13 protein-coding genes are annotated in these 22,601 nt (G+C 56.6%); 9 read left to right on the top strand and 4 right to left on the bottom strand.

The genetic code is table 11. The annotated features are described in order from the left end of the window. Positions 1-13 precede the first annotated feature (13 nt). Positions 14-1,369 (bottom strand): RNA-guided endonuclease InsQ/TnpB family protein, encoded by a 1,356-nt coding sequence (locus GLL_RS14125; protein WP_197530008.1) that lies wholly within the window; start codon positions 1,367-1,369, stop codon positions 14-16. Between the two features lie 145 nt (positions 1,370-1,514). Between GLL_RS14125 and GLL_RS14120 the strand changes: the two genes are divergently transcribed. The 6 genes from GLL_RS14120 (at position 1,515) to GLL_RS14095 (ending at position 18,802) form a co-directional block, all read left to right on the top strand. Continuing rightward, a complete protein-coding gene (locus GLL_RS14120; RefSeq protein ID WP_011142735.1) occupies positions 1,515-4,715 on the top strand; it encodes a helicase-related protein in 3,201 nt (1,066 codons plus the stop codon). After that, entirely contained in the window at positions 4,705-9,033 is a 4,329-nt protein-coding gene (locus GLL_RS14115) for an Eco57I restriction-modification methylase domain-containing protein (RefSeq protein ID WP_011142734.1), read from the top strand. The genes GLL_RS14120 and GLL_RS14115 overlap by 11 nt, the downstream gene beginning before the upstream one ends. A gap of 9 nt (positions 9,034-9,042) precedes the next feature. Then, on the top strand, positions 9,043-9,666 hold the full coding sequence (locus tag GLL_RS14110; RefSeq protein ID WP_011142733.1) for a DUF4365 domain-containing protein: 624 nt from the start codon (positions 9,043-9,045) through the stop codon (positions 9,664-9,666). Next, positions 9,663-10,808 (top strand): hypothetical protein, encoded by a 1,146-nt coding sequence (locus GLL_RS14105; protein ID WP_011142732.1) that lies wholly within the window; start codon positions 9,663-9,665, stop codon positions 10,806-10,808. Before GLL_RS14110 ends, GLL_RS14105 begins: the two co-directional genes overlap by 4 nt. Positions 10,809-11,018: 210 nt before the next feature. Further along, positions 11,019-13,142, top strand: coding sequence for a 3'-5' exonuclease (locus GLL_RS14100; protein WP_011142731.1), 2,124 nt, complete (start codon positions 11,019-11,021; stop codon positions 13,140-13,142). Continuing rightward, complete coding sequence (locus GLL_RS14095) at positions 13,139-18,802, top strand: DEAD/DEAH box helicase (RefSeq protein ID WP_011142730.1); 5,664 nt, start codon at positions 13,139-13,141, stop codon at positions 18,800-18,802. The genes GLL_RS14100 and GLL_RS14095 overlap by 4 nt, the downstream gene beginning before the upstream one ends. A 240-nt stretch (positions 18,803-19,042) precedes the next feature. On the opposite strand, the gene GLL_RS14090 is transcribed toward GLL_RS14095, so the two are convergent. Together GLL_RS14090 and GLL_RS14085 are read right to left on the bottom strand one after the other, a co-directional pair. Beyond that, positions 19,043-19,459 carry a type II toxin-antitoxin system death-on-curing family toxin gene (locus GLL_RS14090; RefSeq protein WP_011142729.1) on the bottom strand — a complete coding sequence of 139 codons (417 nt, stop codon included), beginning with the start codon at positions 19,457-19,459 and terminating at the stop codon, positions 19,043-19,045. Between the two features lie 14 nt (positions 19,460-19,473). Further along, positions 19,474-19,695 (bottom strand): AbrB/MazE/SpoVT family DNA-binding domain-containing protein, encoded by a 222-nt coding sequence (locus GLL_RS14085; protein ID WP_011142728.1) that lies wholly within the window; start codon positions 19,693-19,695, stop codon positions 19,474-19,476. A 51-nt stretch (positions 19,696-19,746) separates the two neighbouring features. Between GLL_RS14085 and GLL_RS14080 the strand changes: the two genes are divergently transcribed. Beyond that, entirely contained in the window at positions 19,747-20,088 is a 342-nt protein-coding gene (locus tag GLL_RS14080; RefSeq protein WP_011142727.1) for a 2Fe-2S iron-sulfur cluster binding domain-containing protein, read from the top strand. Positions 20,089-20,213: 125 nt separating this feature from the next. Here the strand turns inward: GLL_RS14080 and GLL_RS14075 are convergent, their stop codons facing one another. After that, positions 20,214-20,759, bottom strand: coding sequence for a photosystem I reaction center subunit III (locus GLL_RS14075; protein WP_011142726.1), 546 nt, complete (start codon positions 20,757-20,759; stop codon positions 20,214-20,216). A 163-nt stretch (positions 20,760-20,922) separates the two neighbouring features. Between GLL_RS14075 and GLL_RS14070 the strand changes: the two genes are divergently transcribed. Then, positions 20,923-21,330 carry a hypothetical protein gene (locus tag GLL_RS14070; RefSeq protein ID WP_011142725.1) on the top strand — a complete coding sequence of 136 codons (408 nt, stop codon included), beginning with the start codon at positions 20,923-20,925 and terminating at the stop codon, positions 21,328-21,330. 4 nt (positions 21,331-21,334) lie between these two features. Then, on the top strand, positions 21,335-22,510 hold the full coding sequence (locus tag GLL_RS14065) for a hypothetical protein (protein WP_164929088.1): 1,176 nt from the start codon (positions 21,335-21,337) through the stop codon (positions 22,508-22,510). The last annotated feature ends 91 nt before the right edge of the window (positions 22,511-22,601 follow it).

Raw genomic sequence — 22,601 nt, 5'->3', positions numbered from 1 at the left:
CAAATTAGTATATCTATTCTATTGTTCTAACATCCTTTTGGGAATACAGAGCATAGGTTTCGTGACATCTTCCTGCTACAAACTTGCTAAAGCGTCCGGTGCAGTACAGAGCACGCGGTTCGTGACATCTGCCCTTTGCCGACGCTTCAGAGAGTTCAGCGCAGGTTTCCCGCCGGAGCGGACTCCGTCGAGCGTTTTTTACCAGGTCGTGATGACCCACCGCCCTGGCAATGGCGAAGTTGCGGATGTTGATGGCGGCGTTGTGGTCCCGGTGGAGGCGGATGCCGCAGGCGCACTCGTGCCATCGATCCGAGAGCTGCTTGGGAACATCGCGATCACAACGGCTACACCGCAAAGTGGTACCGGCTGGGTTCACCGCAATCGTGCGCACGCCAGCGTTTGCAGCTTTGCGCGTCAGAATGGCGATAAATGTGCTCCAACCGGCGTCGTAGATGCTCTTGGCAAGGTTGGTCCTCGCCATATTCTGGACGGTCAGGTCTTCATGGGCGATCACCTCGCTGGTTCTGATCAGTTGCCAGGCAGTCTTGTAGTGAAAGTCTTTGCGCTGATTGACTACCTTCTGGTAGGCGCGGGAAAGTTTGCGGTTGGCCTTGCGGCGCGCGGACGAGCCTTTGCGCGTGCGCGATTGGCGCTTGTGCAGACGGGCAAGTCTGGCTTCGGCCCGGCGGTGAAAGTGAGGAATCTCGACTCTGTCGGCTTTGTCGGTAACCAGGAAAGATTCGAGGCCCAGATCGAAGCCCGTCGTATTCTGGACGGTCGGGGTGATGACCGGCTCGGCTGTGGAGGCGTCTTTGTTTTCCAGCACAAAGGCGATGTACCAGTGATCGGCTTTGCGGGTGATTGTGGCGGTCTTCACCGCAAAGTCCGGCGGTAGTGGCCGGTGCATCCAGATTTTTAAGCAACCCAGCTTCGGCAGACGGATGCGGTTGCCCTCCAGCCAGCCAGCCAGGATCTGCGGGTAGGTGAACGAGCGGTAGCGCGACTGACTCTTGAAGCGAGGACGGCCGGAGCGGTTGCCGGAGGTGTCGTTTTTGACGAACCGGTCGAAGGTCTTCTTGACCCGCCCGATGCAGTCCTGGAGTACCTGGGAATAGATCTGCGCGTATTCGGGAAAGCGCTTTTTGGTCTCCCTCAGATCGCGCTTCTGGCTTGAGTAATCCGGCGCATCGGCCGGGGTGGCAATGCTGCAGGAGCGGATAGAACAGGCGTTGAGCGAACAGCGGTGGTGCTCCATCCAGTCGAAGCGCTGCGCCAATCGGTAGTTGTACTGTTTGCATAGAAGCTGCAACCAGCGCTCCATCGATTCGCTCTGGGCAGCCGTTGGCTTCAGGCGGTATTGGTATGTCATGAGCATATGGACAAATTATCATATTGCCCTGTTTTTGTCAAAGCGGGGAAATCACCCTATATAAACGAAAGACTGAGGTGAGATCTCGTGTGTTTGAGGGAAGCGAATAGACTGATAATCCTAAACTGCTTGTTTGGAGAGTTTTGTGAGCGTCTTTCTGCCGGGTACGGAAGTGCAGGCCCGTGGGTTGCGCTGGGCAGTGGTGACGGCCGATAGCCTCGGCCCACAGACTCTCTATCGTCTGCGTGGGTTGGAAGGTGCGGTACTGGGGCAGGAGCTGGATCTGTTGTCGCCTTTTGAGGAGATCAACCCGATTGAGCGCGATTTGCGCCCGGATAAAGCAGCTCCCCTGCGCAATTGGCTGGTTTATCACCAGGCTTTTCTACTGGAGCAGGCCCTCGGGCCGAATGCCCTGCTCGCTGTTCAGCCCGGTCGCCTGCGCCTGGAACCCTACCAGCTGGTTCCCGTGCTGCGGGCTATCCGCATGAGCCGTGTGCGGCTGCTGCTGGCGGATGCGGTCGGCCTGGGGAAAACTGTTCAGGCGGGTCTGGTGATTACGGAACTGATGGCCCGGCGCATTGCTCATCGGATCCTCGTGGTCTGTCCGGCGGGACCGCTGCTGGAGCAATGGAAGGTGGAGATGTCCGAGCGCTTTGGTTTGCGCCTGGAAGTGATCGACAGGGCAAAGCTGGAGGAGGTGCGGCGGGGCGCGGAGCTGGGCGCCAACCCCTTCGATCACATCTCTTTGGGATTGGTCTCCATCGATTTTCTCAAGCAGGAGCGCATCCTGGACCAGTTGGAGCGGGCCAGCTACGACGTGGTCGTGATCGATGAAGCCCACCACTGCATGGACCTGGGTTCCAATGAGCGCGAGGACTCCCAGCGCCGCCGTCTGGCCGAAGTCCTGGCCCGGCAGTGTGACGCTTTTATCCTGGCCACCGCTACGCCCCACGACGGCAGTGACCGTTCTTTTGCATCGCTGTGTGAACTGCTGGACCCCTCGCTGGTCGATGGCCAAGGCAGCCTGCGCCCTGAACGGTACCGCGCCCATGTGGTGCGCAGGTTGAAAAGCCACATCAAAGATGCCAGTACCGGCCAACCGCTTTTCCGGGAGCGTCAGGTGAAACCCTGCCCGGTGATCCCGCTGCCCAACGCACACTCTCGATTTATCGAATTGCAACGGGCCTTGCTGGAACTACTCGCCCCTCAGTTGCGCCGGGCGTTTAAAAACCGCAACTACAGCGACGTGCTGGCCTTCATCGCGCTGCTGAAGCGCAGCGTCTCCTCAGTGGCCGCCTGCAAGCGGACGTTGAGTGTGGTTGCCGAGCGATTCCAGGCGTTCTTAAGTGAGGGCGTAGAAAACCAGGAGCGCCGCCGCCAGCGCCTCAGAACCCTGCGCGACTACAACCGCAAGCTGGAACGCTTCGGATCGCTGAGTGCTGAGGAAGAAGAGGCGCAGTCGCTCCTGGAGATGGAAGATCTGGCGGAGCAGCTCGCTAGCCTTGAGCGCGAGGTGCGCGGCGGTTCACGGGAAGTCGCCAAGTTCTCAAGTCTGGTCGAAGCGCTGGACAATCTGGTGCACCTGGCCGGCGAGGCCCTTGAGCAAGATCCGAAGCTGGACCAGTTCATCCAGGTCATCCAGGCGATTCGGGCGGAGGAGCCGAGAGCGAACGTGCTCGTCTACACCGAATACATCGATACCCAGCAGGCGGCGGTACGGGCTCTCAAGCAGGCAGGCTTTCGAGATGTTCTGACGATGAGCGGCGAGGACGACGAGAAAATGCGGACTGGGACGACGGAGCGCTTCCGCAGTGAGGACGGCCTCATTCTGGTGAGCACCGACGCGGCGGCGGAAGGGTTGAACTTGCACCAGCGCTGCCACCAGCTCATCCACCTGGAGTTGCCCTTCAACCCAAACCGCCTGGAGCAGCGCAACGGCCGCATCGATCGCTACGGGCAGCAGCACGATCCGATCGTTCGGTATCTTTTCTTGCGGGGGACTTTTGAGGAGCGGATTTTGCTGCGTCTCATCGTCAAATACGAAAAGCAGCGGGCACGATTGACGTTCGTGCCGAACACGCTGGGCTTGAACACCTCCACCGAGGCCGGGGAGATTCGGTTGCTCAAGGGATTGATGGACGAGGACACGCGCCTGTTCGAGGCGGAAGATACGCTCTTCGACTTGACGGAGGCCAAAGAAGACGAAGGCGCGGACGAGGCGACGCGCGAACTGCTGGAGGAAGTGGACCGCAGCTTGAAGAGCTTCGAGAAGGCGGCGCAGACCAACACCTGGCTGGGCAATCTCGGCATGAACGCCGGGGAAGACCTGGTCCGGGAGGCGAGCGAAGCGCGCGCGCTGGGCCATCGGGCGGGCACGGTCGATCTCGCCCAGTTCGTCGCGGATGCAGTACGGCTTGGCGGCGGCAGCGTACAACCGACTATCCACCCGGAGATCCAGCAGATTCGACTGCCGTCGGACTGGACTTACGGCCTCGACGATCTCCCCGGTTACGACGCCGCTTCCCGCACGTTGCGCCTGACTACCAACCTCGATCTGATGCGCGATCCGGCCGGTCTTCCGGTCGGTTTTCTCGGCCGCGCCCATCCGCTGGTGCGACGAGCCTTGGATCGGGTGCGCAACCTATCTTTCGGACAAGATATCCACGTCGGCCAAGACCCGCGGGTCAGTGCCGTAAAGGGGAAGGTGAGCGAGCCGACGCTGCTGTTTACCTTCCTGGGCCGGGTGTCCAGCGGTGCCGGGCGGGAGTTTGAGAGGGTTCTGGCGGTCTGTTCAACCGCCAAGAGTGAGCCGGAGTTTTATCAGACGGCCGAAGACTGGCTCCCACTGGCGGACCCCGGCCAAGCCATTAAAACGACCGATGTCTACAAAAATCACTTCGTAGGCTGGTTCACAGCTGCCCAGGGCAAGGCGCGACGTGTTGCCAGTGAAGGTTTTCAACCGATGGCCCAGGTTTTCTCCGGTCAGCAGCAGCAGGAGACGCAACAGGAGCAGGAGCGCCAGCAGAGCTGGTTTGAGCAGCGGGTGAGCGAAATCGTCCCGCAGTTGCAGCAGGCGAATTTATTTGCCCCCCTCCGAACGGCGGCATCGGCGGCATCTGTACCCGCAGATCCCAACTGGGGATCTATGAGCGAGCCGGTCGCAAAACTGGCGGCCTTCGCGGCGGACGGCACCCAGCTGCCCCGCTTACGCAGCGAGGCCGAAGGCGTGCTGCGCCTTTACCGGCAGCGGCTTGCGCTCATCGATGCCCGCGCTACTCTAGGTGAACCCGAGATGGTACTTCTGGGAGTGCTCATGATTGTTCCCGAGACCGCCCATGCCCATTGATTTTCTGCAGGAGTGCTCCTTTATCGGCCCCGCTCTGCCGGAACCGTTTGTGCGCTTCGAGTTGGAGAAGGAACTGAATAGGGAGAAGCTTCTCTCCAAAGCGACCGGGACCGAGGCACAGGCGCTGCGGGAGTTTTGGGACGGTTACCGGCGCAAGCTGCGCGAGTTGGTCGGCAAAAGCGGCGCCATTCGAATTCGCAACCAGGTGATCGATCCGCTCCTCCCCCGGTTGGGTTACGACCGGCTGGAGGCAGCGGAGCCGGTTCAGACGCGAGAAGGTCTGGAAGCGGGCGGTCATTTGTTGATCAGTGCCGATGGTTCTTCCAAGTTGCGGATCTGGACCACAGATCTCGACATCGACCTGGATGCGCCCGCAAAACGGGGTGCCGCCTACCGCTTCAGCCACCTGCGCATCGCTCAGCGTGTGCTGCTCGCCTGCAGTGAGCGGGTGGGGCTCTTGACCAACGGTGTTGAGCTGCGGCTGTTGCTCTCAGATCCGGCCCGGCCCGACTCGCAAGTGATTATCCCCATCGACGCAAACTGGAAGCGCAGCCGCGAGGTGCCCGATTCTTTGCGCTTGCTGCTAGCTCTCGCTTCACCGGCCGGGGTGAAAGCGGTACCCGGTCTGGTGGATAAGGCCCGCCTGCAGCAGGCGCGGGTGACCAAAGATCTGCGCAAGCAGGCCCGCGAGGCGGTCGAGCTATTCGTGCAGGAGGTGCTGGATCATCCGGCCAACCGAGAAAAGCTCAGTGAGTTTGCCGACCGAGCGCGGCTGGCGAAGGAGTTGTGGCGCGAAGGGCTGATCACGATCTATCGGCTGCTGTTCATCTTGAAGCTGGAATCGAGCGACGACCCGGCCCGGTCATTCTCGTTCGCTTCGACCAGCCTGTGGCGCAACAGCTTCTCGCCGAGTGTGGCCCTGGCACGGTATGTGCGGATGGCGCTGGATGAGGGTGCAGAGACAGGGCAACTCTTGGAGCGGGGACTACGCTCGCTGTTCAGGATGTTTGCCGAGGGCTTGCAGTGCACGGAGTTGAACATCCGGCCTCTGGGAGGGTCGTTGTTCGGGGCGCACGCAACCCCAATCCTCTCGGATTTGGCCTGGGGAGAACGGGCAGTTGCCTACCTGCTCGACCGATTGCTCTGGACTTTGAAGAAGGGAACGGTTGCCCGAGAGCGGGTTCACTACGGCCCCCTGGATGTCGAAGATTTGGGCCGCGTCTACGAAGCTCTACTCGAACTGGAGCCGGGAATTGCCGATGAGCCGATGTGCCGGTTGCGGCGGCAAAAGCTGGAGGTCGTCGTTCCGATTGACCAGGGAGAGAAATACCGTGTCACGGCAGCAGTGAAGAACGATTCTGAGGACGAGGCGGAGGAAGAGGACGCAGAGGAAAGCCAGGAGGAGGAGACTTCCGGGCGTGGCAAGAAAACTAAAGTCGAGTGGATCGAGGCGATTGCGCCGGGCCGGTTCTATCTGCGGGTGGGCCTTGGCCGCAAGGCGAGTGGTTCCTACTACACGCCCCATTCCTTTGTTCGATTTTTAGTGCAGGAGACTTTAGGACCACAGGTGGCAGAGCGCAGTCCACAAAGCGATCCGAAACCCCTGGAAATCTTGAAATTGAAAGTCTGCGACCCGGCAATGGGGTCTGGGCATTTTCTAGTGGAAGCCTGCCGATTCTTGGGTGAGAAGCTGTATGAAGCTTGCCGTCTATGCGATGAATTAGCGATGGCAGCGGAGAAGCGAGCAGAAAGTGCGGAGGATGAGCAGCAAAGAGAGGCTGCACTTGAGGGAGCGAAGCTGTTTCAGCAGCGGGTGGCAGATTTGCCCGATCCAAATGATGAGCTGTTGAAATATTTGCCGAGCAGAGCGCCAGAGGGTTTGGAAATAGGTTTATCCCAACGGAAGGCAGAAGCAATGTGTCGACGACTCATTGCTGTTCATTGCTTGTATGGTGTAGACAAGAATCCGCTAGCAGTCGAACTAGCAAAACTGTCATTGTGGATAGAATCTCACGCGGAAGGCTTACCACTAACATTTCTGGATCATCGTTTGGTATTAGGCGATTCGCTAGCAGGTCCATTTCTTAAAGATTTACTAAGGTATCCAGGCTCTCAAAAGCAAATGGATGATTTATTAAGTATTGGGTTAAAAGAAGGTTTTACTAAAGCATTGAGCAATGCGTTAAGGCATGTACATGACTTAGAAGAAAGTGTTGGTGCAACTTTATCTGAAATTGAGGCAAAGCAGGCAGCAAAGACAAGGTTGGATAAAGCTTTAGAGCCATTCATGATCGTTGCTGCAGCTTGGGCTGGTGGAGGAATGCTTAGCGGTCCAGAATGTGATGACTCAGCTTACGCACGGTTGGCACATGCGGTTGCGTCTACTTCCGCTCTTCCTGCCGACATAAACAAAGAAGAAAGGCTGATAAGAATGATTGCCAAGGGTATGGCAATGCAAGAAAATCTAACAACAATCGAGGAAGTTTTTCAGCAAAAACATATCGAGAAATTGCCACTAGCCCTACCTTTCGATCTTACCTTTGTAGAAGTATTCTTTCCTCATAGCAACTGCGACTATCGAAATGGCTTTGATGTCTTACTGGGCAATCCACCTTGGAGTAAAAGCAACTTAGAGCTACCTGAGTACATGGGTGCTGTTGACTTTCGCTTTTTGGAAGTCACTTCAAGTGATGAGCGCATAGATCTCGAAGAAAGTTACAAAGGCTCATCAGCTTGGAATGCCTGGCTGCTAGCATCTCTAGAAGAAGACAGGATGGGGAAAATAATAAGCCTACTTAATCCAGATGCACAAAGCGACTTAGTAGGCTTTGGTTCTGGACACGCTGATATTTTTGCGTCATTTGTTGATCGTTTATTCAGCCTACTTAGGGTAAACGGTCTATTTGCAATGGTTTTACCTAGTTCTCTTCATGTCAGTCAATCATTGAGGCAATTGAGGCGCAAACTGCTGAACAAAGCAGAAATCCTAAGCTATTTCTCGTTCGAGAATAAGTATTCACTCTTCGAAATACATAAGAGTTGGAAATTTACACCCGTCATAATAAGAAATTCTGAGCCCAAAGAAAAGAAAAGGTTTCCTGCACAATTCTATCTTCATGATGATTCATGGTTATTTTCTGCCAATAAAGATCCATATTATTATTTGTACGATCCTAATATAATCGAGGTCATGGACTCGGAAAGCTTAATATTCCAGGAGTACACTAGTGTATCCGACATGAAATGCGCGGAAACGATTTTTGGAAATTCTATTAGCTGGAAAAAATATTCGGAGAATACATACTGGTCAATACGAAGAGAGTTAAATGCTACGGATGATCGTTGGCGAATCGAGTACAGCAAACCTTGTGGTCGAACGTGGTCTAAAGAAGATGAAGCGCTGATCCATCATCAGCCGGGAACCATCCATCAGTATACAGATTTATGGACTGGAGCAAAAACGTTAACTATACCTTTCAATAATCTTTATGATCGTCCCCGGGTTTTGGAGCTATCCAGATACTTCAGAGCCGCTTATCGCATGTCTGCGCGTGCAACAGATGAACGAACTTCGATATTCACCATACTTACACCAGGCACTACTGCGACTAACTCGCTACCCATTGAGGGATGCCCTCAAAAGCGTCCCAACCGTCTCTCTTTAGGCGCTGTAGCTGTATGCAATTCTTTTGTCTTTGATTGGTATTTGCGTTTGAGAGTTGGTAGCAAAACAATCTCTAAGTTCATAATGGATAATACACCAATTAGTGATTTAGCATCACAGAATAATTTATGCGTTCATTCTTCTCTTCGACTCGTTAGCAACCACCCTGGCTATGAGACTCTCTGGCACGAACAAGTATGCGATGAATGGCGCGAGCCCAAGCCCCCGTTCACTTGGCCTGTCCTTGAATCTGACGACGAACGCTGGGAAGTCCGCTCAGCAATTGATGCTGTAGTAGCTGATGCCTATGGTCTCGAGCGCGAACAGTATGCCCACATTCTCTCTAGCTTCAGCCACAGAAGCTATCCAAAAGCTCCCAAACTTTGCCTTGCCAAGTTCGACGAACTGCAGGAAATCGGCTTGGGAGCGTTCACCAAAAAATACGACCCTTACTGGGACATCCCACTCAACGAGAACCTGCCTCAACCCGTTATAGACATACCCTTGCTAGATCCTGCAGATAGCGAGACCACCTCGAATCACAAGGTTCTTCAGATCCCGGGCATGGATTCTTACCAAGGGGACAGAAGATCAGCGCCAAGAGCGGCTGAGTCTGGAAAAGCACGTCGGAAAAATCCCAGAAAAACCTCCTGAGAAGTACCCATGTTCTACTACAAAGACACGCTGCAAAAAACTGGCCCGGAGCTATACATGAAGAATAACCGTGTACTACACTGGAAAACCACCGGCGAACAACGTAGAGGCTCTTGGGGAGTGAACCTGAACCTTTGTAAAGAGGAGTTCAGCTATGCATACGTCGATGCAGTCGTTGCAGCTACCGGGTACTCCATCGTGAGGGCATCGAGGCTTCTTGACAATCAAGGCATCGATATACAGATTGCGGCACCGGGCGTCCACGGCACCAAGCGCAATCCGCACCTCAACGCCCAGGTGAAGTGCACCTGGAACGCCACCCTCTCCCAAACCCATGTGGTGTACAACAAGCTTGCAGTCAAAAATTACGAGGAGTTGATCGATCCCAGGCAAACGATTCCTATCATCCTGATCCTCGTCCTGGTGCCTGACAACGACGATCCCAGTACATGGCTGCAACATTCTGAACAAGCACTGTGCATGAAACGCTGTGGCTACTGGGAATCTTTGCGCAACTGGCCATCCACTCAAAATAGTGACGAAATAACAGTCAGGCTCCCACGCACGAATGTCTTTGATATCAACGGTTTGAAAGGCATTATGTCCCGCATTGTACAGAATGGGCACCCATGAAAGCGGATATTCTGGACACCAAAGTTCTGCAGTCGGTGCAACCGCATCAGGTTGTTGCCTATCTCGGCAAGAAACACTGGCACGAGCAACGCCACTTCGGCGAGAGGGCGACTATCTGGGTTCTTGGAAACGGTTCTCCTGAACAGGCGTTCGAAGTGCTGGTGCCTACTGATCCTGAAGCCCGGGATTTTTCAGATCGAATCCACGATGTTCTGCAGACCCTTGCAATTGCCGAGAATCGCTCACAAGAAGAGATCTTATTTGACTTGGTAACTGTCTCGGTTGACGTCGTTCGTTTCCGTGCGAACCATCCATTCGCTGCTGAAGACGGAAGCCTTCCTCTAGAAGATGGCATTAATCTCCACAAGCACGCCAGGAATGCACTTGCCTACGCTGCCTGCTCTGCCGTTGAATCGAAGGCTTTCCACGACCGCAAACCTCAACAGGCAAGCCAATACATCCGCAGATTGCGACTGGCGCAGCCTCAGGAAGGAAGCTACATTCTGAATATTATCTCCCCACTATCTTCAGCTCCAAGAGAGCTTTCTGCATCCACAGCCCATGCTTCCGTTCATGAAGCTTTCGAAAGACGGGTGACCGAAAAATTGATGAGTGCCCTGGCTGCTGTCGAGGGAGCAGCCAAGCAGGTGCGCACCGCACAAGATGCAGAAATTTTCTGGAAGGTCGTTAGGGCGGGTGTCAGCGCCAACCTCTGCGACGCAATTCTCGGGCTCAATGAAAGTGCGGGAAATCAGGGTGTCGAAGTGTCGCTGAATTGGTCTGCTTCACTCCCGCGACCGGACGCACCTCAGAAGGTCCACCTTTCTCCAAGTCTCATGCCTGCGATTGAAGCGGCTGCGAATTTACTGCGCAAAGGCATCTATGAAGATTTTGAGGTGCGTGGAAGAGTCGTAAAGTTGCAGTTGCCGGAGAATGAAACCATCGGCACGGTGACTGTGGCTTGTATCGTCGACGATAGACGGAAAAACGTCAAAATCAGTCTTTCTCTTAAAGAATACGAACTTGCAATTCGTGCACACGGATCTGACGCCGAGGTCATCTGCAGGGGCAATCTCTTGAAGGAGGGCTCCTCATATGTACTGCAAAACCCTCGTGGATTCGCACTGGTTCCTGGTCGGTAGCTGCGGGCTACCAGCCGTGCGATCACCCGTCAGGCACTCAATTAATCCCGCCATAGAAAATGCAGTCAACAGCGGACGACGCTCTGCGACTGCCGGTACTCTTTGTAAGAATATGCTAAAGTTTTTGGACCTTCACCGGCCGGTTCGCTAAGAATTCCGGTACATATCATCACTGCCAGTGCTCTCAACCTGGCATCGAGGGAGAACAGTATGCCTGCAACCCTGTGGGAAACGTCCTTTACCGAAACCTTCCTGAACGAACTGCTCAATGTTCCCCAAACCATTCAGGACAGGGTCAAACGCACCATCAAGCTCCTCAAGCGAGATCCGGTATCCGCCAAGGGCAACATCAAAAGGCTCAAGGACTTCAAGAACAACGTCTACCGCATCCGACTGGGTGATTACCGGCTCATCTACAGCTTCGGAAGCGGCTGGATCAAGCTTCTGAGTATTCGCAAGCGAGATGAGAGCACCTACGAACTGGGTTTGCCGGAGTTTGAAGTGCCCGGCGCACCTCCCGACCCGGCCCTACTCGAACCCCAGGCAACCGATGAGCCGGTGCTTGTCCCTGTTTATATTCCCGAGGAGCCGGAGTCGCTGCCGCAAACCGTTACCAGAGAAAACCGAGTCACTACGTCCCTCCCCTTCGAGCTGACGCCGGAGTTGCTCAAGCAATGGCAGATTCCAGAGGAGGACTGGTCCGAGGTGCTGGCGGTGCGCACCTCCGAGCAGATTCTCGATCTCCCCCTGCCCAACAACCTGATCAGCCGCCTCCTCGATAATCTCTACCCCCGCCCCATTGAGGAAATTGCCGTTCAGCCGGAGTTTGTGCTGCAACAGCCGGAGGATCTGGAGCGCTTCGTCGAGGGCGACTTGATTGCTTTTTTGCTCAAGCTCGATCCTGAACAAGAGAAGCTGCGGGACTTCGGGAGCAGCGGCCCTATCCTCGTCAAAGGAGGACCGGGCACTGGCAAATCCACCCTTGCACTCTATCGAGTCAAGAAATTGCTCGATGCCGGCCATAGTCCAGTACTTTTTACGACCTACACCAACGCCCTGGTCAACTACTCCGCACAGCTGCTCGAACAACTACTCGGCCAGAATGCGGCGACGGCAGGCGCGGAGGTAAGCACCATCGACCGAATGGCTTACCAGTATTTCTCCCAGACCTACGGCAAACCCCACATTGTCGAAGATAACGAGGCAGTCGTCCTGCTCGAAGAGGCGCTCAAAACAACCGCGATCCCTGCCACCAATGCTTTTGACCGTGGCGTTCGCCTCGAAGTGCTCAAGCGGCTCGGGGTGCCTTACTTGTTGAGCGAGATCCGGACGATCATCGAAGCCTGGGAACTGACAACCCCTGAGCAGTACCTGGAGATCGAGCGGCGCGGTCGCGGTACACCCCTGAAGGCCAACATTCGAGAAGCAATCTGGGCTGTCTATCAAACCTGGAGCCAACTGCTCGCCCAAAAGAAGCTCATCACCTGGGAGCAACTGCACTCCAGGGCGAGGGATCTGGTCGAAAGCCTTCCCCAGCCTCCTTATCAGGCCGTCGTTGTCGACGAAGCGCAGGATCTGCCGCCGGTGAAATTGCGCTTCATGATGAGCCTGGCCACCTCGCCGGGAGGTGTCTACCTGACGGCGGACGCCTCCCAGTCGCTCTACCATCGCGGTTTCAGCTGGAAGCAGGTGCATGCCGACCTCAAGGTGGCGGGCAGAACGCTGCTGCTCAAGCGCAACTACCGCAACACCGAGGAAATCGCCGGTGCCTGCATCGCCATCCTTCAGAACAGCGAAGCCGGGGACGAAGAATGCCTCTACCAACATCCTTCCCCTCACCGTGGCGATGCGCCTACCATTTTGCTGTCCGACGACTTCGAAGGCCAGGTAAGCGCAATCCGCGAGTTCTTGATTGCAGCAGCCCAAAAGTTCCGCCTTCCCCTCCACGGCAGCGCCGTCCTCTGCCCGAGCAACCACATGGGTATGGCCATCGCCAAACAGCTCGATAGCCTCGACTTGAACGCCAAGTTCGTATCACGCCGAGAAATCGACATCCGCAAGCCCTACATTAAGGTGATGACCCTTCATTCAGCCAAGGGATTGGAATTTCCTTTTGTCGTCGTGGCAGGCTTCGACGAAGGCAATATCCCTTACCTGGATGCCTACATCCCCCCCGACGAGGTGCCCACCGTCCTCGACGAGCAGCGCCGACTCTTCTACGTCGGCTGCTCGCGGGCAATGCGGGCCTTGATGGTGTGCGGCTCCCGCTCGACGCCGTCGCGCTTCCTCGATAGTCTCGTTGCTCCTTACTGGTGCAGACAGGAACTGCTATGAAACTCAGAGACCTCTTACAAAAAGGCGATGCGGCTCTGACTTCGGCCAGCCATCTGATGGGACAGGGTCTCGTCGTTCTAGATTGCACCGGTGTAGAGGCGCTTACCGAGAAACAGCTCACCTTACTTTTTTCGGACATTCCAGAGGGCTGGGGCTTTCTGGAACTCGCGGAGGTTCTCGATTCAGCCACCCTCACCGGCGGATTCGCAGACCAACTTTCTCAGGAGATTGTCCGGCGCAATGGCTCTGCGAGCGAGCCCAAGACTGCTCCTCGCCCCGAAGCCCTGGAGCCGCCGGAAATAGCGCCTGCGATTGTCAAGCAATCGGTTTCCCGGGCAACCGTCCTTCACCCGATCCGCGCCCTCGATAAAGTGATCGCAGGGTACCGCGACTACCTGCTCACAGAATTCCGTGCAAAAGACCCTGCACTCAAGCAAGCTCTGGAGAAGGCACTCGATGAGCCGCTCTTTTTAGCCCAAGAACCGTTTTTTCAAGCCCATCGGCCGTTCAAAGACGGCCAACGCTGGCGTGAACTGCCCATCGACCAGAAACTGGCTCAGGTGATGGAGAAGCGTTCCAATAACAAACGCGCCTACCTGCACCAATCCGAGGGGATCGCTCACTTGTTGGGACCACAGGCATCGCCGTTGGTCGTCACCACGGGAACGGGGAGCGGCAAAAGCGAGACTTTCCTGCTGCCGGTCATCCAGAACGCCATCGAAGATGCCGTTCACTTTAAACAACCCGGACTGACGGCGATCCTCGTTTACCCGATGAACGCCCTGGCCAACGATCAGCTCCAGCGCATCCGGCAGTACTTACAAGAATCGGGCTGGTCAGGAGCCGTCTCCGTCGAGCAGTACGACCGGGGGACCAAGCAAGCCGACCGGGAGAGACTCCGGCAAAATCCACCCCACATCCTGCTCACCAACTACATGATGCTGGAGTACCTGCTGGTGCGCCCGGCGGACAGAGATGCCATCTTTGCCAATCATCGCTGTCGTTTTTTGGTCCTCGATGAAGTCCATACCTACCGCGGCACGCTAGGAAGCAACATTGCCCTGCTGGTGCGTCGGCTTAAGACCCATCTAGGACGTGCCCGGCACGACTGGCTTGCCGATGTGGCCGCAGCACAGCGGGCAAGACGCTACCCCGAACTGCTGCCGGTGGGTACTTCGGCCACCATCAAAAGTGTGGGTGAGCAGGGACAGCTCCCCCGCGCCGAACTGGTTCGGCTCCGCGACGAAGCAGTTCAAGACTTTTTCAGCAAGCTGACGGGAGCCGAACCGCAAACCATTCGCGTCCTCGGTGAACAACTGCAGGATGTCGAGATTCCGGGGGAAGCACAGTATCCACTGCACTGGTCGGCTGTCGAGGAAGTCGATGTTTCGGACGCCGAAGCAGTCAGACAGGCACTATGTACCCTAAGCGGGCAAAACCCGGACACCCCTCTCGATCAAGCAACTCGTCGCTGTCGGCTCCTGTGGGATCTCAATCGGTGGCTTATCGGCTCTCCCATGTCCATCAGCCAGCTCGTGGCGCGCGTGCGAGTTGAGGTGCCCGAACGGAAGGGCTGCAGGGAGGCTGACATCGAGAGCGAGGTGCGAGCAGCCCTCAGTATTGGCGCGGCGCTACCTGAAAACATTCCCGGAGTGCTGAGGTTGCGTATACATCGTTTTGTGCGGGGTGGTTGGCGTTTCCATCGCTGCGTCAGCCCGACCTGCGGGAAGCTTTACCCGATGGGCGAGGAGCGTTGCGAATGTAGCGCATCCACTGCACCACTGTACCTGTGCCGTAACTGCGGAGCGGATTATCTGCGCTTTGTCGGTGGCAATCCCAATGATCCAGCTGCTGGACCACTGCAACCAAGTGCAAGCAATTCAGAGGAATATGAGTGGCTTCTCTACGACCCAGCACGATTTGAACTGACAGCGGATATTGAAGAAGAGGAAGAGGAAGCAGGCAACAACACACTACAGCGCAGTCGCAGCAGGCGTCAGCCCACTCAAATGCGGCAGCGCCTGGTGCGCGAAGGCTCTTTCGATCCGCATACCCTCGCTTTCAGCGTTGATACAACAACCTATCCACTCCGAGCAACCCTTGCCCCGGCCCGTACACAATGTTTGTGCTGTGGCGGTTCTGCCGGCAGCCGCAATGTGATTACCCCAGTTGCCCTAGGTACCTCTGCCGCGGTCAAAGTGATGGGAGAGGGACTGGTCGAGGCTTTAGCTGAAGAAAACAAGAACCGGCCGAATCATGATGGGAAGGAGCGGCTGCTGGTCTTCAGCGATAGTCGTCAGGATGCAGCTCACCAAGCTCGGTTTATCCATTTTGCCAGCCGTTATGATCGAATGCGAAGACGTATAGTCCGTCTACTTAATGGTCATGGAGTGCTGACTATTCAGAGAATGGTCGAATTGCTCGGCGAAGAAGGAGTTCGCGAACGGGACAATCCCTACGTCCCGGAGGAAAATAACTCCTGGCTGCCGGATGAAACACTGCAACGCATTCGTGTCTGGGAAGAAGCTCCACTGCTCGATGAGATTGCTGTCAACGCCGGTTATCGGGCCACACTGATTAACCTCGGCCTTGTCAGTGTCACTTACGATCGATTGAGTGAATACGTTCAGGCGCGTGGGAGTGCTCTGGCTAAAGCACTAGGCGTCACACTATCGCAATTGGAGCACATTTGCCGATGCTTGCTAGATGAGATGCGGGTGCGCGGATGCCTTTCGCGCGAACTGCTGCGCTTCCATCCGGCGCACCCGAGTTATCCAGCCTACATGCGCGCCGCCGAGTGGGAAAGGCGGGTCAAGCGGCCCCAGGGCTATGCAGCCACCTCGGAGGGAAATCCCGCAGCTTATTTAGATTCCACTCAAGTTGAATCGGGCATCAAACTCAATAATGCCTGGCGCAGACCGCGTATTGGAGGTAAAGGACCTAGCCTTGAACGCATTTTAAAGCATCTTATCAACTGCTTTGGCGGTGCCGCACCGACAGTGGATCGCATGGTCGAGCTCTTACAGTTTTTGAAAGATGGGAGTTATCTGGTTGCATTTGAACTGCTGGGTTATCGCGAACGTGCACGGCTGCTCCAGGTGCAAGCGGAACAAGTCCGGCTAAAACTTGTTACAGCTCATGTGCGTATGCATTGCCGTGTATGTGGATTCGTGCTTGCCGAGGCACCTGAGCGTTTTCCCTGTCCACGTTGTCATGGATACTTCATCCGATGGGTTGATGCCGAAGACAACCGAACGGTACGACGCATCTACTCGGAACAGTTCGTTCCACTAATAGCTCGAGAACATACCGCTCAGATTCCTGGCGATATCCGGGTTCAACTCGAAAACGACTTTAAAGCATCGGCAGAAGTCTCCAAAGTCAATCTCCTCGCTTGCTCGCCAACGCTGGAGATGGGCATCGATGTCGGTGGTCTCGATGCGGTCATTTTGCGAAACGTTCCACCCCGTCCTGACAACTACGCTCAGCGCGGAGGGCGAGCAGGCCGACGAACCCGTGTTGGTCTAGTGCTCGGCTATGCCCGCAGCACCCCCCACGACCAGTATTTTTATGACAAGCCTGCCGAGATGATCTCAGGCGAGGTACCAGCACCGGCTCTGGCCCTGGGCAATCGCGATGTTATTCTCCGCCACCTCAACGCCATTGCTTTTGGTACTGCCGAACCAGGACTGGCCGGCAAGATGGTCGAGTACGTGTCTCCGGCTGGCGAAATAAATCAGCAAGCCGTCGATGCTCTGATCGCATCAGTCACAGCCCAACAAGAGTATGCCCTCTCTATGGCGCAGGATGCTTGGGGAGTTGACATACTACCTGCTGCAATGCTCGACACTTCCCAGTTGCGCCATAACCTGAAATCTCTACGCGAGCGCATCCAGGATGTTGTGGAGCGCACAGCCAGACAAGTACAAGAACTCAGGAGAGCTTTAGATACTTATGCAGCAGCACTCACAGGTAGAAGAGCCGCTGCTCAAGCGGGCGATATGGTTGCCCGTCTTCTGGGGATCGAGACTGAACGACGACGCAATCAGCAAGAAGCAGACGATGGTTCGGCGGGGTATCCTTTGCGAAGGTTTGCCGAGTTTGGTATTCTGCCGGGCTACGAGTTTCCCACCCAGCCTGCGAGTTTGCGCTTACTGGGGGATCCGCACGAGGAAGATCCCGTAACAGTTGCCCGGAGGTTTGGGATTGCTCAGTTCCAGCCTGAAGCTCAGGTGTACGCCCGTACAAAGCGCTGGCAAGTCATTGGACTGGACAACGCTTCCCCATGGAATCCCAAAGACGAAGGACCGAACTGGGCTTATCGCCTCTGCCAATCCTGTCAATTACGCTACGATGCTGCGCATCCGCGCTGCCCCAGATGCCAGGCGGATCTGCCAGGGCAACCAATTCCAGCAGCTGAGTTTGGCGGTTTTCTCGCCAGGCCCAACGAGAACACAATCCTGGATGAGGAAGATCGTTACGCAACTGGCAACCTTGTAAAAACTTTTCCCCAATGGGACGGCGATGTGGTTGGCCGGTGGAGTGTAGGACCTGACTGGTCCTTACGGCTGAGCCGTGGAGAAGAGGTTCGCTGGCTCAATGAGGGCCGTCCTCCCACACCAAAAGAGATAGATGACGGAATGCCTTACTTGCATCCTGATGCAAAAGGATATCTGCTTTGTGGTAGCTGTGGGCGCTCGCTAACTCCCCAAAGCCTGCTTGATGCCGGCAGCAAACGACGCAATGTTCGCACCCGAGACTCTCAGCAAGATGTACATGGCCATCGCGAAGACTGTCCTCAGGCAGGAACAGCACTTCGTCCCCTTGCAATCGTCACTGCGCTGAAGGCTGAAGTATTGCGCTTGGTTATTCCTGTGCCCAGTTCAGTAGAACAACGGGGATTGCAATCATGGGGGCTTTCGCTGGGATTTTCACTGCGCACTGGAATGCGACACGTATACATGCTAGATGGTTCAGAGATTGAATTTGAACTGGAAGGTCCTTGGCAGGCTGTCAAGGATAACGCTCGCTTCAATTGGGTTTCTTTAAGCTTTATCGATCCTAGTATTGGAGGAAGTGGATATTTAAGCCGAATCGCGAGTGAATTGCATATTGTTGCTCGTGCCGCAATTGATCATTTGGACCATACGGGTTGTGAGACTGCCTGCTATCGCTGCCTCAAGTCTTATCAAAACCAGCGATTTCATGAATTATTACATTGGCCTCGGATAATTGCTGATCTCCACCAACTTGCCGAAGGGCCACCTATTAGACAAAATTTACAAATGAGTGACATTGATGATCCGCATCCTTGGTTAGAAGCTTACGCAGAAAAAGTCGGGTCGCCCCTTGAGTTGAAATTTCTTCGGCTTTTTGAAGAGTATGGCTTCCACCCTCGAAAACAAGTTCCGATAGCAGTACATGCCGGAGAGCCCCCCATTTCTTTGGCTGACTTTGCAGTTGCAGAAAAAAAGCTTGCTATCTACATCGACGGTGCCAGTTTCCACCAAGGACAGAACCTGCGTCGCGACCGTTTCATCAGGGAGCGACTTCGCGATGCTGATCCCGCCTGGAGGATAGTTGAATTAAAGGCGAATGATCTTGCACGCGGCGGCTCTCTGGTTATGCATCTTATGCAATTACTGGAGATCTCTCTTTGATGTAGTTTCCTAAACCTTGTGCGATGGTTCGAGTCCATCCGGGGGCACTTTTTAGGCTGTTTCAGTATCTAAACCGCAGGAGATTAGTAGCATGACTTCCGGGTGCAAGATTACTCTGTGGCCAACCGCGTCCGTCCCATTTCCTGTCTATCTACGTGAATTCGATATCAGATCGCAATTCCGTCCAGATGCTTGAGAATAGCCTACAGTTTCAACCTGGCCCTGCGTGCAGTTCGTCGGTCAGGTCGGCTCGACAGGTGGGCTGTCCTGGTCCTGTGGTACTGAACGGCGCCTGAGCCAGGCAGCAAAATCGATTTCCGAGAGCTGTCCTTCGGCCAGTGCCAGCACCTGGAACACGACTTCAGGTTGCGGGGCACGCAGTATCCAGCCATTGAGATAGAGAAATGCATGAGCGCAGTGGAAGGCGATGCGTTTGTTGCCATCGATATAGGGGTGATTTCTGGTAAAGGCAAAGGCGTAGCAGGCGGCTATTTCGAAGACATCCGCGTCCGGGTTGTAATGGCGGCGGTGGCGGGGACGAGCCAGGGATGCCTGCAGGGCAGCTTCGTCCCGCACACCGGATAGGCCGCCGAAATCGGCCAGCGTACTGAGATGCATCGCCTCGACCGCATTCTCAGGCAGGAAGTACAGTTCCACCGTTGCCAAGACAGTTACTGGGCAAGTTCATTGAGGGCGTCATGATACTCGCGGCTCGCCAGTTTATATGCTTGCATCGCCCTGGCGAACTGAGGGTCGCAGCGGGTGAGCAACAGACCACCCCGCGCCTTGACGAGGTGGAGGGTATCTCCCTCCTGAACGTTCAGCAACTCCAGCGCCTCCTTCGTGAGGGTAAGACCGAGGCTGTTGCCGACTCTGCGCACCTTTGCTTCCATCGCTTTTCCCTCCGCTCACCCACGTAATACAGATGTTATAACATACTCACTGTGCAGCCCGGCCGCCTTCGCCTGGAAACCTACCGGCTGGTTCCCGTGCTGCGCGCTATCCGCATTCGTGAACTGTGCCGCTACGATCGAGGCATGGATCCGAACGCCCTCTGCTCCGTCTGCTTTTTGACGCCCGCCGGACCGGTTTTGGTGCAGGCAAGCGCTGAAGACACCGTCGTGCGCGCCGCGGCCCGCGCCGGGCTTGCCATCCCGACCCAGTGCCGCCACGGCTTTTGCGCCACCTGCGAGGTGCATGTGCAAACAGGCCCGCAGCGGCGGGCGCTACGGGCCTGTGTCGAACTGGTGGAGCCGGGGATGGCGGTGATCTTGACCGACCGCTAGCTGGTGGGGAAGAACAGCGGGTAGTTGGTGAAGACGTTGGCGAGCACGAGCACGACCAGGCTGCCCACGATGAACAGCAAACCGGCGATGGGAGACCAGAGTTTCATAGAGTGGCGGCTCCTTGCTTAGCGCGGTGAGATGGTGACGCGGTCTTCGGGCACGCGGATCTTGCCGCTAATCAGCTCAGGGATCGCCTGCACCGGCCAGATGAGGCCCAACAGCAGGCACTTGATCGCCTTGGGAAGGTCGATGATGATCTCGTCCTCCGGTCCCTTCGATTCGGCCAGATACAGACGGCCCGCCCAGCCGAGCGCCCCGGCGATCCACAAAAACAGCACCGACGGGATCAAAAAGTCGCCCGCCCGGTCGAGCTGACCACTGGTGATGAGATGGGGATAGCCGTCCTGGCCGCAGTAGGCCGTGTCGTAGCGCTCGAACTTTTGCTTCGTCCCGGCCTCGTTAAAGGTGACTGGTTTGCCGTCGGCCTGGGCCTTTTGTGCGGCCTCGAGGCGCTGGGTTTTCAGCTCCTGGTAGGCCGGCACGTCCTTGCACAACTTGAGCGGATCTTTGACCTGGGTCTGGGCAAAGGCGCCAGTTTCAAACAGAAGCAACAGCGTCAGGATACCCAGCAACGCTGCTCCAAAGGGGACCCGTGATTGCTTATTCGACATGGAGCAATTCCTTACAACAAGCAGATAGGGCATGATTGCTGGCCTCATTTTAGCGGTGAACTTTAGCGCACTTGTTTTAACATTTGTTGCGGTTTTTATAAGGAAGCCGGGAGAAACGGGCCATTCTGGTCAACTGTTACTGAGCGTTTGGAAATGGACACGCATGGACTACAGCATCGAGCGCCAGTTGAGTGTGGCTCTGGAGAACCGGCCGGGGGTGCTGGCGGCCATCGGCTGGACCCTCGCCGGTGAACAGGTGAGCATCGAGGCGCTGTCGGTATTGGATACGATTGAGCAGGGTGTGGTGCGTCTGGTGACCAGCGACCCGCAGCGCTGCAAGGACATTCTGATGCGGCAGGGTTTTTATGTGATCGAGGCGGACGTGCTCGCCATTCGGCTGACCGACAGCCCCGGGGCGCTTGCCCGGTTGTGCCAGGCGCTTGCCGACGCGAGCGTCAACATCGCCTACGCCTACGGCAGCGTGCCCTACCCCGGACAGTTGACCCGGCTGATGGTCAAAGTCTCCCACCTGGAGCGGGCCTGCCAGGTGATCGCCGCCCTGGAGGTCTGAAACCTTGAGCACCCTCGTACCCGGCACCATCGGCATCCTGCCGCCCGGGGCGCTCGGGGTGAGCTTTTTTTATCACCTGAGTGCCCGCGCCCGTACCCTCGACGGCCGTGTCTTTCTCATCGAGCGGGCGGATTCGGTGAGCGGCCGCGCCCTGCGCGACGCCGGGGCAGTGCTGGTGGCGGAGCCGGAGAGTGTCCTGCGGCTGGAGAGCGGTGCAGTTTTGCGGCCGAATTTGCTCGAAAGCCAACGAGCCGGCTGGTTGCCGGAGGTGCTCATCGCCTGCCCGAACCCGGATCAGCTGTTGGATCTGGTCAGTACGCTGGTCGAACTGATGGTGGGGGGCCACCGCCGGGGCGAACGGTTCGAGGAGTCGCTGCCGCTGGTGGTCTTCAGCGCCAACGGCATCTACTTCCAGAGGCTGGTGCGGCTATTTATCGAAAAGATCGAAGAAGCGACGCTGTTCGGCCGCCTGCCGGATGTCTGGCCTGAGACCACCGGCCGGATTACCGGTCGTCTGATGCGCGGGGTGACGCTGCAGACGGGTCTGCGGGAGGGGGCCGGAGGCCAGACCCTTTACCGGCCCGGCCCGCCGGGGCGCACAATCATCGCCGGGGGATCGCAGGCTGCCCGCGAGCGCTCCCACGCCCTGCTGGCCCGCGAGCGCGGCGGCTGGTTCGAACTGGCCGAATCGACAAGCCCCACGCGCCTGGAATTCGACAAAGCGCTCATCAATCTCAGTTGCAATTTGCTCGGGCTCATCCACGCCATCGACGAAGCGGGCTGCTTTCGGCTGCTCACGGTGAGCGAAGTGTTCCGGCCCGAGTACTTTCCGGCCATCGAGGCGTTGACCCGCCAAGTCTATGCGGTCGGCCGGGCGGTGGGAGCCTACGGCGAATCCGACGAACCGGAAGCGCTGCTGGCCTGGGTTGCCAGAAATGCCGAGCTGCACCCGGGCCACGTGCCCTCTAGCCTGCAGTGGGTGGGCATGCAGCTGCGCTCCGGCCGCCTGGAGGCCAAGCTCTCCCCCACCGAGGCGTGGCTGGTCGAACCGCTCATCTACTACGCCAACGCCTCGGCCCTGGAAGAAACGGTCGCCTACTTCGAAGCACTCAAAGCGCAGCTCATCGACAAGCTCGCCGCCGCTATCGGCGCACACTCCCTCGATTCGGCAACAGCGTAGGGCAGGTGTCAGGGATAACCGCTGCCTGTCAGTTTTTTCTCGATACCCCCCAATGCATCTGCAGCCTAGCGACCAGCCAGCCCCTCCGCCG

It is taken from the genome of Gloeobacter violaceus PCC 7421, assembly GCF_000011385.1.
In the GTDB taxonomy this organism is placed as follows: domain Bacteria; phylum Cyanobacteriota; class Cyanobacteriia; order Gloeobacterales; family Gloeobacteraceae; genus Gloeobacter; species Gloeobacter violaceus.
The sequence above is the reverse complement of the archived record's forward strand: the minus strand, read 5'-3'. Positions and strand labels throughout refer to the sequence as shown.

Excerpts from the sequence above, each read along its gene's own strand:
- GLL_RS14110 (WP_011142733.1), top strand. The coding sequence starts at position 9,043 with ATGTTCTACTACAAAGACACGCTGCAAAAAACTGGCCCGGAGCTATAC.
- GLL_RS14125 (WP_197530008.1), bottom strand. The coding sequence starts at position 1,369 with ATGACATACCAATACCGCCTGAAGCCAACGGCTGCCCAGAGCGAATCG.
- GLL_RS14105 (WP_011142732.1), top strand. The coding sequence starts at position 9,663 with ATGAAAGCGGATATTCTGGACACCAAAGTTCTGCAGTCGGTGCAACCG.
- GLL_RS14075 (WP_011142726.1), bottom strand. The coding sequence starts at position 20,759 with ATGTCGAATAAGCAATCACGGGTCCCCTTTGGAGCAGCGTTGCTGGGT.
- GLL_RS14100 (WP_011142731.1), top strand. The coding sequence starts at position 11,019 with ATGCCTGCAACCCTGTGGGAAACGTCCTTTACCGAAACCTTCCTGAAC.
- GLL_RS14115 (WP_011142734.1), top strand. The coding sequence starts at position 4,705 with ATGCCCATTGATTTTCTGCAGGAGTGCTCCTTTATCGGCCCCGCTCTG.
- GLL_RS14070 (WP_011142725.1), top strand. The coding sequence starts at position 20,923 with ATGGACTACAGCATCGAGCGCCAGTTGAGTGTGGCTCTGGAGAACCGG.
- GLL_RS14095 (WP_011142730.1), top strand. The coding sequence starts at position 13,139 with ATGAAACTCAGAGACCTCTTACAAAAAGGCGATGCGGCTCTGACTTCG.
- GLL_RS14085 (WP_011142728.1), bottom strand. The coding sequence starts at position 19,695 with ATGGAAGCAAAGGTGCGCAGAGTCGGCAACAGCCTCGGTCTTACCCTC.